This window comes from Paenibacillus sp. GL_099_B (assembly GCF_057835695.1).
The window spans coordinates 6,483,610-6,496,275 of the sequence record NZ_CM174430.1; the positions used below are offsets into that span (position 1 = coordinate 6,483,610).

Here is a 12,666-nt window from a genome sequence, read left to right on the forward strand (position 1 = left end):
TTCGGCTAGGCTCCATTCAGGATTTGCCCGATACAGCAGAGAGATTCTCAGAAATATTAATTCTTATTATGTAACGTACAAACTGTATGATTTGGATCTATATTATAAATGATATTCACACTCAACGCGTCAACTCTACCCAGTATAACGTTCCGGCCCAGCAATGGAAAGGGTGCCCCGAAACCCAACAATAACTTGAATTCCGAGGCACAATTAATATTTGCTACTCAGAGATTTGGAGGTTGGGTCAGTCATTCTGTTAGATGAATCTCTTCTATAACTTACCTTAAGATTTCCGATGCAAGCTGCGCTCCAACAAGTTGCCCGGACAATGTCACAATCGGTGTTCCGCCGCCCGGATGCGTCGTTCCACCCACGTACCACAGTCCTTGTACAACTTTGCTTTTGTTGCCGGGACGCATGAAGGTCTGCTTCACGGAGTTGGACGAGATGCCGTAGATCGACCCTTGATGGGCCAGGGTATCCCGTTCTATATGCTGTGGCGTGTACCGGATCAGCACATCGGACTGCTTCAATCCCGTAATGCCCCGCTCGGCCAGCTTCTCCAACACCAATTCGCCATAACGGTCCATCTGCTCATCCCAATGCCAGGAGTCCGACAAATACGGAGCGTTCACCAGAATGAAAAGATTGCTGGCTCCCGCTGGAGCCATACCCGCTTCCGAATAACCGGAATAACAGATGTAGATCGTGGGATCGGCAGGCATTTTTCGGTCACGAAAAATATGGTCAAACTCCGGTTCATACCGTTCTGGGAAAAAGACGGTATGGTGCAGCAGGGATTCATACTGTCTCCGCACACCAGCCAATGTTACAAACCCGGATATCGAAGGCTCATACTTGCGAATCCGTTCATCACTCATCTGTTTGCGATATTCTGGCGCAAGCAGTAGCCGATTTACGCTCAGCACATCTCCATTGGCAACGACCTGATCGGCTTCCCGGAAGCCCTGATCCGTATCCACACCTGCCACTTTACCATGTCTGATAACAATTTGCCGGACTTCGATGCCAGTCACGATCTGCACCCCTTTTTCCTGTGCAAGCCGTGTCATTGCTTCTATTAGTTGATAGGTTCCACCCTTCACCCCATAGATGCCCTCTTCTGCTTCCACATGACCCATCATGGCAAAGATCGAAGGCGCCTGATATGGTGATGAACCAACATAGGTCGCGTACCGACCGAACATCGCAAGGGTATGAGGGTGCTGGAAATACGAACGCAGCAGCTTGTCCAACTTCACTGTAGGCCGTACACGCAGCAGACTGCGCAGCATTCGAAGATTATATTTATCCTTGGGCGATAACAGCAACTTTCCAAGAAAATGACGATTGGCTTCTGTATACAGCACAGCAGACTCATCCATAAATGCATCATAACGGGCTGCATCCTCTGGGCTGTAGGCAGCAATCTGCTCCTTCATCCTCTCTCGATTGCCCGACAAATCAACTATAGTCCCATCTGCAAAACTATTACGTGTACGTGGTTCCAGCTCATATAACTGAACGTAATCCTCCATCTCCACACCTGCGTGATCGAAGACAGAACGGAAGCTTGCGGGCATCGTGATCGTACTTGGCCCCCGGTCAAAATGATATCCATCCTGATCGATTTGTTGCAGCTTTCCACCGACCCGATCCTGCCGTTCCAGAATAGTTACCCGTACGCCCAGCGAAGCTAGCCGAATGGCACACGATAGACCTCCAAATCCTGCGCCGATAATAATGACGTTACCCTTCAACTGTACCGCCTACCTTTCCATACATACCCCTTGCCGGAACGACCTGCCTGCCAGGAAGCTATGCCGATCGCAATGACACAGGCCATGCTAATCGGTTGCAGGAAAGCAAGCCACCAGGGTTGTCCTCCAACGTGATCCGATACCCTTTTGACTGCCATCCCGAGCACGGTTCCCACAAGACCATAGATGATGGACGTAGCATTGCCCGACAACAAACCGATAATCAGACCGAGCGGAGGCACAATATACATCAATGTATACATCAGCATCGTGCCTAACAGCAGCACATCTTTGCGCCCCATGCCTTCGTACATGTTTTTCTTATACCCGTTCCACACTTCTGCAACATTCTGGTACATTCGCGTATTCGTCACGTCATGAACGTCGACCAGCATAACGGGATGCCCCGCACGCTTAACCGCCTTCGCCAGGCTCATATCATCGACCAGATCAGCCTGGATTGCAGCATGTCCACCAGAGGCCTTATAACTGGAACGATGAATGAGCAAAAACGCCCCTGTAGCGGCTACAAACATCGGATTGGATGATCTGCGTATCATGAAAATGGGGAGATGGCTGATGATGGTGAACACCATCATGGGTACAACAAGCTTTTCCATCCAGGTCTTCGTCACCTGATAGGGGAATCCCGTTACGAGGCCGCCGCCTTGCTCACACCCCGCAGCAATAGTCTGCCGGATGGCTGCAGGTTCCAAGCGCACATCGGCATCCACGAACATAAACCACTCACCCTTGGCCTCCTGCACCAGTCGGTGACAAGCATGAGATTTCCCCATCCAGCCTGCGGGAAGCTCCACACCATGCAGCAGGCGCACACGTGGATCACGATCGGCAATCCCCTGAACTATGGCTGCGGTCTCATCTTCAGAGCGATCATCCAGCACCAGTACTTCCATCCGAAATCCGGATGTATCGCTGGCAAGCACACTTTCCAGACATCCTTGGATGTGCAGTTTCTCGTTACGGGCAGGAACTAGCACAGAGATCAGGATATCCTTGTCCTTCAATCTGTCTGCGTTGAATGAGCGCACTTTGGGCAGACAGGAGACGTTCCATATCGCAAACACCAACTGAACGCCCAATACAAAAGTCAGTATAATCCATCCTATTTCAGATGCACTCATCGCTAACGGTTCACCCGCTTTCGTGCCGCATCGTATTTTTCACTCGTTGAACGCACATGGCGGATCAGTGGAAAAGCACCCGGCAAACTCCCCTGCCCGATGCGTGCCAGCTCTGATTTATGGTCATTCAACTGCTGCTCCAGCCCCCTACTCAATCTGGTAGCAATCTCTTCACTCTTCCATGTCTTCCAATCTTCTATCACAGGCGTGCCCACCTGCATCGATATTTCCGGCAAATCATGTTGAACCATGCCGTGACACAAAGTCACAGGTACAGCTACGGCGCGTGGAGAGCGGCGTAGCAGCAAACCAATGCCTGGACGAAACTCGATTGGCCTGGCATCCTGATGCAGAATTTCCCCTTGGGGAAAGATCCAGACCCTTTTGCCGGAGTGAAGCAGCTCGGTCGTATATTGCAAGGAGGTTCGAATGCTGGATGCATTCTCCTTGTTGATTGAATACGCGCCAAGTTTGCGGAAAAAGGCATATTGTCGCAGCTGCTCTTCTTCCATCATGACATAATGATCTCCCCGGGAAGTCTGCTGCGACGCATGATAGAGCAGCAGACCATCCCACCAGGAGCTGTGGTTCATGAAATAGATGACCGGTTGATCCGGTTCTATGGGTGAACCAGTATTCGGTAACAGCGGGTCCAATGACCCTGATAACGTAAACGAGCGAAAACGTCTCCGCAGCAAATAATAATGATTGTATAAGGAAAAAATCCGGTTAAACGGGTTTGACTTTACGGCGCGAATCATATAGCCAGCTCCCCTCAGCAAGAAGCATACCCACAATAGCAATGATGAAGCTGCCCTTAATTCCTTCTTTGAGAGCTAACAACCCAAACAAAAGAATAAACAGCTGATATAACCATTTCGCACGCAGCAATGAGCTTCGATCTGAAGGCATTGCCGGAAGAAACAAGGAGAGGAACGCTCCCATTACAAACCAGCTTATGTAGTTGGTCCAGGGCACACCGTAGAATCCACCTGGGGCTTGCCATTGCCAGAATCCTCTGGCATGCGCAACCGGGTCCAGCACCAGGTCAAGCACGATGGCCCAAAATCCAGTCTTAACCGCCCGGATCAGCTTGCCGGTCCAGGTGGAGCCGCCGCCACTCAGCAGAGCCGAGTTACCAACCACCGCAACCCAGGCGAAGCCTAATGTAACGGGTACACTGAACAGATGGATTCCGAAGAAATCGGAATACGAATACTCGCCAAAGGGCCAATGTGTATGCACACCGACCCATTCCACTCCCATGCCTCCCAGCCAAATAACGGCAGAAGTTAACCAGAGTCCGGGTTCCTTCCAAATGACTGACTGGTCGGACATTCTCGTCCGTTTACGGCCTTGATGTATCAGATCCAGCACATAGAGTGCATAGAAGATTAGGAACAAACCGTTGGAAAAGGACAGCACATCTGGAACACCGATCGTCAGCATCAATATTGCTCCGATGATATACCATGCCCAGTACAGGCCCTGAACCATCAGGATACCGCCGTGCGGGAAGCTTGGTAAGTCAGCATAGGATAACGTTCCACAATGGCACCCAGCATCTCCAGTTTCAGTTCATCGCTAACAAATGCACGCTTCGTATACACGTCATAGTCGTTGCGCTCAACCGCATGCAGAATGGTTGAATAAAAGGCTGCCGCCAGCTCAATGGCAAACGCACTTTCAGTTGGATACGTATCCAGACAGTCCATACCGATACGGAACCAGTTCAGCGCAGCTATTTTTAATTCATGAATAATGGCCTTAAACCTTTCGTCGACAACACCGTTAGCCCAATCCTGGTCGGAATATCCATGCTTCTCCATCAACTCCAGCGGAACGTAGCGACGGGATCTTGCCCGGTCTTCGCCCACATCACGGATAATATTGACGATCTGCATACCTTTGCCCAGCGCAATCCCGTTCATCGCCACGTCTGTACCTTTGTCATCGCGCAATACAGGCAACAACATCTCGCCGACGGTTCCGGCAACCAGATAACAATAATGCTCCAGTTCCTCCATCGTTCTATAGTGCGTTACTTTAAGATCGGTTAATTGTCCTTCCATTTGACGGAAGAAAGGCCCCTTGTCCAGATGAGGAAAACTCGTAAACAGCCATCGTAGTGCCGGCCAAATAAAATGTCCTTCCGCTTCTTCCAGCTGATTGAACAGATTGCGGATTTCATAAGTCGTATAGGGCGACTGCTCCGGCTCATCCACACTGTCATCGATCATGCGGCAAAAAGCATAGATAACGTACACAGCCTCGCGGCGTGGGCTGGGCAGACCTCTGAAGGCTTGATAAAAAGATGATGAGCCCTTTTGCATTAATTCCTCACACTTGTTCAAAATCGCTTCATTCATGTTTCCATCTCCTTCGTCAGTAAATTCACTGCCATCCGTGCACTTTGCATCACAATAGGAACCCCGCCTCCCGGATGTACAGACGCCCCTGCCGCATATAGACCCCGGATTGCCGGGAACGGCTTCGGTTGCGGACGATATACACCGGATTGAAACAGTACGGGTGCGATGCCAAAGCTGCCGCCGCCGTACAGCCCGTCACGCTCAGCGTCAGCGGGTGTACGTATTTTTTGCCACTTGATCGCTTCACGGAGTCCCGGAAATCCGCGTTGTTCCGCTTCTTCCAGTACACGTTCTGCCAGCGCCTCGCTCTCCCTAGACCAGTCGACACCATCGGCATCCGGCACCGGAATGAGGAAGTACAACACACTCTGACCTGGCGGAGCTGCCGTCTCGTCCAATGCAGCCGGATTAAATACATAAAAAGAGGACTTCGCCGGAATGCGGCGCTGGTCGAACACTTCCCGCAAACTGCCATCAAGACTTGGGGGCAGGAAAAACTGATGCGCCGTTGCATCCTCCCAGGTTTTGTCTACGCCCGCATAGATCAACACACATCCCGATGAAGGACGATATGGCTTTCGTTTGCGTGAACTTTCAAGAGTCTGACCAAGCAGACCCGGCAGGTGGGGGAAATCGCCATTGTAGATAACTGCATCCACATTTTCTGCGCCTGTGGCTGTTTCTATACCTTTGCATATCCCATTTTCGATATTCAGTCCCGTCACTTCCGTGTTCAATACGACGCGTCCACCACGTGATACCAGTTCCTGTTCCAGTATGGCAGGTAATGCAGCATAGCCACCTTTCACCATCCAGATGCCATATTCATGCTCTGCATAAGGAAGCAGGGAGTAAATACCCGGCGTACCGAAGGGAGATCCCCCAATGTAGAGACTTTGCAGCGAATATGCATCCAGCAGTTCCTCATGATGAAAATAATCGCCTACAGCCTTCCGTACACTTTTGTGCGCGCGTAATCGGCCCATCAGGGACATCAGAGACGGAGTGAAAAAATCCCTTTTCCGCGGAAAAGCCCGTTCCAGAAACGCAGCCCGTCCCGCCGGAAACAGCGTGTCCATATCTCTCATAAATTTTGAGAATCCCTGGCTTTCTCCAGGGAAGAGACGTTCGATCTCTTCGGCCTGCTGTTCACGTTCCGTCATTTTGGTCATCACACGTCCGCTGCTATAGTGCACTCTGTACAATGGATCACAACGCAGCAGCTCAATCTTCGAACGATCCACACCTGCTTCCTCCAAAATGCCAAGCAGCATCTCGGGCAGAAGTACGATGGTCGGTCCTTGATCGATCCGATAGTCCCCTTCCTGCTCGTAGCCGATACGACCTCCAACTCTGGAAGCCCGTTCGTATACGGTTACGTCCCAACCCTGTCGATTCAGCAGCAACGCTGAAGTCAGCCCGCCAATGCCTGCACCTACGATGGCTGCCCGTTTCATGGATGGCCTCCTGCTTCCGCCGTTTTCACATACGAGGATGGTTTCGAGCGCTTGCGAGCGTCCTCTTCCTGGATCAGTTTCACGCTGATTCGAGCCGATTCAAAGATGGTCGGTAATCCACTGCCCGGATGCGTACCGCCGCCCACCAGCCACACCCTTTTCAACTCTTCAAACTGGTTATGGGGCCGAAGATACATCATCTGCCCAAGATTATGAGCCATATTAAATGTTGCTCCGCGGTACACGTCGAGTTCATTTTCCCAATCCAACGGTGTAAACATCATGGATTCTTCAATACGACTGCGGATACCTGACAACTCAGGAATCGATTCCATCCGCTTCATCATCGCCTCCTGCACATTCTCTCGTTCTACCTCCCAATCGATGTCACCGGTAAGGTTCGGCGTAGGCATGAGAACATATAATGCAGATTTCCCTTCCGGCGCCAGCGTCGAATCGAGTCTGGAAGGGTTATGAATATAGAGGGATGGATCTGCAGACAAAACTTTATGCTTCGTGATCTCGTCGACGTTCAGTCGATAGTCCTCGGGAAAATAGATGGAATGATGCGGTAAATCCACTTCACCGTCCACACCCAGATACAGCATGGCTGTGGAGCAAGAGAATTTTTTACGCTTCATTTTCTCCGGTGTATATTTCTTGAGTACGCCTGGTTCAAACAGATGGTTCACGGCATGCGCGAAGTCTGCATTAACAACGACATGATCTGCTTCAATGCGTTCGCCATTTTCAAGCAATACGCCTTCTGCACGACCATTGCGAACAATGACCTGTTTAACCGAACAGGATGTATGTATTCGTCCTCCATATTCTTCAACTACATCAGCCATGGCTTGAAACACGCGATTGACGCCGCCAATGGGGTGAAACAAACCATAATGGTGCTCAATGAATGACAGAATCGTAAATGTACCCGGGCAATCCCAAGCAGACATACCAAGGTATTTGGATTGGAACGTGAATGCCCAGCGCAAGCGCTCATCTGTGAAATAGCGGGACAGGATGCCATAGACTGTATTGTTAATATCGAGTTTTGGCAGAGCTGTCATGGCATCTCTTCGCAAATAATCTGCCAGCTTGCCAAAAGGTCTGCGCAGCAAAGGCATGACTTTGCCAAACTTCACTTCCTCTTCCTGCATGAACCGAAGGTAATTGTCCTCGTTGCCGGGGAAAAGTTCCTTGATCTGTGCGGCTGTATCTTCACGGTCACGAGAAGGCTTAAACACCTTATCGCCAAAGTTTAGAGCATACAGCGGAGTCAGCTCTTTCATCTCCACATAGTCGGATAATTGGCGTCCCACAACATTGAACATCTCTTCAATCAACTGCGGCATCATCAAAAACGTTGCACCCCGGTCGAACCGATATTCGCCCAGCTCCAGTCTGGAAGAACGTCCCCCGATGACTGGCTGTTTCTCATATACATCTACTTCGTACCCCTGGCCGGACAATAACATCGCTGCTGCAAGTCCACCCGGACCTGCACCAATGACTGCTGCACGTTTACGTTGCTGATTCGGTATCATGCCACTCACCTTTCCTATGTTAAGAACTATCTCTAGTACTATAGTCTCTAACCTATTATTAAACCGCCCTTGAACTGTTCAAGCGGGTAAACGCAAAAACATTATACAAATGTAGTACAAATATTATACGACCTATTAAATCAAAAAATGACCCGCTGGTCAAATTCTCTATTAAGATATTTTAGAAAGCAAAAAAAACACCCTCCGCGCTCTTGCGTCAAAGGATGTCCTGTATACCTAAACCTATACATTTTATTTTAAAATACATTTTCAAAAAGACACGAGACAGTTATCTTCGCCCAGGCGATGGTTCAACAAAATACTCACGTTCCATCCACGATTGCCAATCCGCTGAATTTCCGGGTATAATCCACTGCGGATAACGTGCGTTCTCTGCACGCTCATAGCCCTTCCCTCCAAGTACAAAGCGCATATCAGGGAACTCGTCCAAAATTCGTCCTATGAGTTGATCACACCGTTCAAGCAGTTCTGAACTGGTAACCGAAAGACCAACCAACCGAATTTTCTGCTCCCGGATAATTGGGTATATTCCTTCTTCGGGTGTGTCGGCTCCGAGATAGAGCACTTCAGCACCATTTTTACGCATAAACAGGGAGAACAACAATAATCCCACCTGATGATGCTCCCCTTCAGGGCACAAGGCCAGAACTTTGGGCAGATGCGGATAGATCGGGAACAGATGGAAAAACTGATAAAAGCGCTGTGAGATCAATTGAGTCATAAAATGCTCTTGAGCGACCGAAGCCCTGCCCTGTTCCCATGCATCCCCAACCCGAACCAGTATGGGCACCAGCACATGATAAAACATTGAATCATATCCGTACATGGTGAAGCCAAAATCAATCAGACCATTGGCCCGTTCGCCCTGAAAGTTGTATAACGAGTCGTAAATCTGATCGGCTATACGTATATATGCCTCTTCCATCGTGGGTACTGGAGGCATATACGACGTAGGCACTGCAGCTTCATGTGAAGTGGTTTTGTTCACCTTGAGCATACGTACCGCTTCCGAAATATTTGTCTGGTGCTGCTCCACCTGCTCTTTCAACCAGCGCAGATCTGCAACATTCTCTTCCGTGTACAAGCGATAACCCGATTCCGTCCGCTCAGGGGTGACCGCACTGTACCGATTCTCCCAAGCCCTGAGCGTTACCGTCGGAATACCCAGCATGGCAGCGACTTGTTTGATGGAATACACCTTATTACCCACTTTCTTTCCTGAAATAGCCAGACTTTCGCAGGTTAAACGAAACCTTATCCCGTCCTTGTCAGGTATATGAAAATCCGAACATTCCACAAAAATAATACACTCATTATACACAACGGTCATATCCATGTCGATTGAATCGATCAATTGGTTTTGCCTTCTCTGATTACATTAAACACACCATTAAGATCTTTGCGTCAATGTTGTTACCAGAGTGGTAATAGAAGTCAGCAAGTTCAGAAAGGGGAGAGTTATCGTTGTTTTCTTTTCGCCGCCAGACATCAGACCGCAAGTCTTCACGCGGTAAACTTCCATACATACGAACAGGTCTCGGATTACTGGTGTTATGGCTCATCGCCGTCATGCTCTACCAGACCTATAAGCCGTTACCACCCGGCATTTCCTATGAAAGTCCTGAATACCGTGTGGATCAGGTGCAGTTTCTGCATGATCTGACCTATCCCTCCGCTGACGGACAGATGGAGCACGAACAGCAGATCTTCCAGCGCATGCAACAGATTGTCGAAGACGCGGAACAATTCGTCGTCGTTGATATGTTTTTATTCAATAACTACCAGCACAAAGGTCAGAGTTTTCCACCCGTCAGCACAGAGTTCACGGATACAATCGTCGCCAAAAAAAAACAGAAACCGGATATGGACATCTGGTTCATTACGGATGAAGTGAACACCAACTACAACTCTGCACCCAATCCGCTGCTGGAGCGGATGAAACAGGCTGGAATTCATGTAGTAATCACAGATGTAGACCCTTTGCGCGATTCTACTCCCATCTACTCGGCTGTATGGCGCACATTCTTCCAGTGGTTTGGACAATCCGGGAATGGTTGGATTCCGAACCTGATGGCAACCAATGGCCCGGATGTCACGGTGCGTTCCTACCTCAAATTGCTCAATCTGAAGGCCAACCATCGCAAAGTTGTGGTCAGCGAGAAGACGGCCATTGTCTCTTCGGGCAATATTCACGATGCCAGTGCGTACCATTCAAACGTCGCTTTTGAAATAACCGGTCCAATCATTGGAGATATCCTTGAGTCGGAGCAGGCTGTACTGAATTTCTCGGGCGGGGGAAAGCTCCCTTCCTATACAGCTCCTTCCACAGACCCGAATAAGGGAGATTTGCGAATTCGCTATCTGACCGAGGGTAAAGTGAATGAAACAGTGCTCCATGAGATCAATCAATCGGTTAAAGGTGACACCTTATGGATGGGCATGTTCTACATCGCTTCACCCAAAGTATTGGATGCGCTGCTCGAAGCCTCAAAACGCGGAGCCGAGATACGTCTTGTGCTCGACCCGAACGAAAATGCTTTTGGTCAGGAGAAGACCGGCATTCCCAATCGTCCTGTAGCTGCTAAGTTACATGATAAATCGGATGGCAAAATCCAAATTCGCTGGTATAACACAACCAAAGAGCAATATCACGCCAAGATGATGTACATTGCCAAAGCCACCGGGGATCATATCGTCCTTGGAGGATCGACCAACTTTACTCCCAGAAACATGAATGATTACAATCTGGAAAATGACCTCTGGGTTGTTGCCCCACCAGACAACTCATTTACTCATGATGTGGCGAATTATTTTGACCGGATATGGAATAATGAAGATGCCGAGTTCACCCTGAACCTGGATGAATTTCAGGAAAAGACTACATTTTTGAAAGAAATCGTATATAAGCTTCAACTGATTTTGGGTTTAACGACCTTCTAATTGAAAATGAAATTCGAAGCATAAACCCGCCTGTACACTATCGTGCAGGCGTTTTTTGTGCCTTGACAGCGAATGTAAAATGTGAAAATATAGGTTACCTAACGACCGTTAGGAAGGTGATATTAATGACTGCACATTCGATTCGGGATGCCGCCCTGTTCCATTTTGCAAGAGATGGATATGAAGGAGCCTCCTTAAGAGCAATCGCTGACGAAGTCGGGATTAAAAAACCGTCCATATATGCACATTTTAGCGGCAAGGATGACCTGTTTTTGCAAACCCTTGCGCATGCGTTTAAGGATGTTCAGCGTCGAACGCTCGAATACTTCCGTGATCACGCCGATCTTCCACTGGAACAAAGGTTGAAGGGTTTGCTGATATGGTTTGAGCAGGAGTATAACTGTAATGCCTCAGCCCGCTTTATGCTGCGTATGTGTTACTTTCCGCCGCTTTCGCTATATAGCGAAGTGATGGATCTAGTTTATCCGTTTCTGGACGGTATGGAGCGGTCACTGACACGGCTACTGCAAAGGGCGACGCGCAACGGGGAACTACAGGCTGTTCCAGCAGAACAAGCTGCGATTGCTTATATGACTTTTCTCGATGGCATCACGGTTGAGATTATTTATGGAAGTTCACGTCGGTACAGGAGACGGATTGAAGCTTCCTGGCCAGTCTACTGGCATGGCATCCATCATCTGAAACAAGAGGCACAGCCCGTTGTGCTGAAAGGAGATTCATCATCATGAACCGCAACTGGTTATATGTATTTATCGGAGGACTCATTGAGATTGTATGGGTAAGTGGGCTGAAACACGCCTCCAATGTTTGGGAGTGGGCTTTGACGGCCCTAGCCATCATCCTCAGTTTTGGATTAATCATCGCTGCTTCCAAAAGATTGCCTGTGGGTACGGTTTATGCCGTATTTACGGGGATTGGTACTGCAGGTACGGTACTGGCTGAAATGCTGCTATTTGGTGAAGCATTCTCACTTGCCAAGGTTTTGTTAATCGGTCTGTTGCTATGTGGTGTGATCGGACTGAAACTGGTCACGGATCAACAATCGGCAAAAGGAGGTGAAGCATAATGGCTTGGATGGCAATTGTGGGTGCAGGCATATGTGAAATTTTTGGCGTCATCGGCATTAATGGTGCTTCTACCCGGAAGGGCTGGCCTTATATCGTACTCATGCTCGTATCGTTCGTATTCAGCTTCTCCTTGTTATCCTATGCGATGATGTCTATTCCCATGGGTACCGCGTATGCGGTGTGGACTGGAATCGGTACGGTGGGCAGTACGTTAACAGGTATGTTCCTGTTCGGTGAGCGGAAGGAAGCCAAGCGGCTGCTGTTTATTGCCATGATTTTGGTGGCGGCGATCGGATTGAAACTGATTACGTAAATACCTTCATTATATATTTT

12 protein-coding genes are annotated in these 12,666 nt (G+C 49.1%); 4 read left to right on the top strand and 8 right to left on the bottom strand.

The window, feature by feature from the left end; all coding sequences use genetic code 11:
* Positions 1-281: 281 nt before the first annotated feature.
* The 8 genes from AC3ITG_RS29580 to AC3ITG_RS29615 form a co-directional block, all read right to left on the bottom strand.
* Positions 282-1,763, bottom strand: coding sequence for a phytoene desaturase family protein (locus AC3ITG_RS29580; protein WP_489252145.1), 1,482 nt, complete (start codon positions 1,761-1,763; stop codon positions 282-284).
* Positions 1,760-2,908, bottom strand: coding sequence for a glycosyltransferase family 2 protein (locus AC3ITG_RS29585; protein ID WP_489252146.1), 1,149 nt, complete (start codon positions 2,906-2,908; stop codon positions 1,760-1,762). The genes AC3ITG_RS29580 and AC3ITG_RS29585 overlap by 4 nt, the downstream gene beginning before the upstream one ends.
* A gap of 2 nt (positions 2,909-2,910) precedes the next feature.
* Positions 2,911-3,669 (bottom strand): lysophospholipid acyltransferase family protein, encoded by a 759-nt coding sequence (locus AC3ITG_RS29590; protein ID WP_413374304.1) that lies wholly within the window; start codon positions 3,667-3,669, stop codon positions 2,911-2,913.
* Positions 3,638-4,405, bottom strand: a complete 768-nt coding sequence (locus tag AC3ITG_RS29595) for a carotenoid biosynthesis protein (protein ID WP_489252147.1) — start codon at positions 4,403-4,405, stop codon at positions 3,638-3,640. Before AC3ITG_RS29595 ends, AC3ITG_RS29590 begins: the two co-directional genes overlap by 32 nt.
* On the bottom strand, positions 4,405-5,277 hold the full coding sequence (locus tag AC3ITG_RS29600; protein WP_413374302.1) for a phytoene/squalene synthase family protein: 873 nt from the start codon (positions 5,275-5,277) through the stop codon (positions 4,405-4,407). Before AC3ITG_RS29600 ends, AC3ITG_RS29595 begins: the two co-directional genes overlap by 1 nt.
* Complete coding sequence (locus AC3ITG_RS29605) at positions 5,274-6,737, bottom strand: phytoene desaturase family protein (RefSeq protein ID WP_489252148.1); 1,464 nt, start codon at positions 6,735-6,737, stop codon at positions 5,274-5,276. The genes AC3ITG_RS29600 and AC3ITG_RS29605 overlap by 4 nt, the downstream gene beginning before the upstream one ends.
* Positions 6,734-8,284: a phytoene desaturase family protein gene (locus AC3ITG_RS29610; RefSeq protein WP_489252149.1), complete on the bottom strand. Its 1,551-nt coding sequence runs from the start codon at positions 8,282-8,284 to the stop codon at positions 6,734-6,736. The genes AC3ITG_RS29605 and AC3ITG_RS29610 overlap by 4 nt, the downstream gene beginning before the upstream one ends.
* A 289-nt stretch (positions 8,285-8,573) precedes the next feature.
* Complete coding sequence (locus AC3ITG_RS29615; RefSeq protein WP_489252150.1) at positions 8,574-9,503, bottom strand: MerR family transcriptional regulator; 930 nt, start codon at positions 9,501-9,503, stop codon at positions 8,574-8,576.
* Between the two features lie 266 nt (positions 9,504-9,769).
* Between AC3ITG_RS29615 and AC3ITG_RS29620 the strand changes: the two genes are divergently transcribed.
* The 4 genes from AC3ITG_RS29620 to AC3ITG_RS29635 all read left to right on the top strand — a co-directional run bounded on the left by AC3ITG_RS29620 (position 9,770) and on the right by AC3ITG_RS29635 (position 12,646).
* Positions 9,770-11,245 (top strand): phospholipase D family protein, encoded by a 1,476-nt coding sequence (locus tag AC3ITG_RS29620; RefSeq protein ID WP_489252151.1) that lies wholly within the window; start codon positions 9,770-9,772, stop codon positions 11,243-11,245.
* Between the two features lie 125 nt (positions 11,246-11,370).
* Positions 11,371-11,994 carry a TetR/AcrR family transcriptional regulator gene (locus tag AC3ITG_RS29625; protein WP_413374297.1) on the top strand — a complete coding sequence of 208 codons (624 nt, stop codon included), beginning with the start codon at positions 11,371-11,373 and terminating at the stop codon, positions 11,992-11,994.
* Positions 11,991-12,332 carry a DMT family transporter gene (locus AC3ITG_RS29630; RefSeq protein ID WP_063566951.1) on the top strand — a complete coding sequence of 114 codons (342 nt, stop codon included), beginning with the start codon at positions 11,991-11,993 and terminating at the stop codon, positions 12,330-12,332. Before AC3ITG_RS29625 ends, AC3ITG_RS29630 begins: the two co-directional genes overlap by 4 nt.
* Positions 12,332-12,646, top strand: a complete 315-nt coding sequence (locus tag AC3ITG_RS29635) for a DMT family transporter (protein ID WP_489252152.1) — start codon at positions 12,332-12,334, stop codon at positions 12,644-12,646. The genes AC3ITG_RS29630 and AC3ITG_RS29635 overlap by 1 nt, the downstream gene beginning before the upstream one ends.
* Positions 12,647-12,666: the final 20 nt, after the last annotated feature.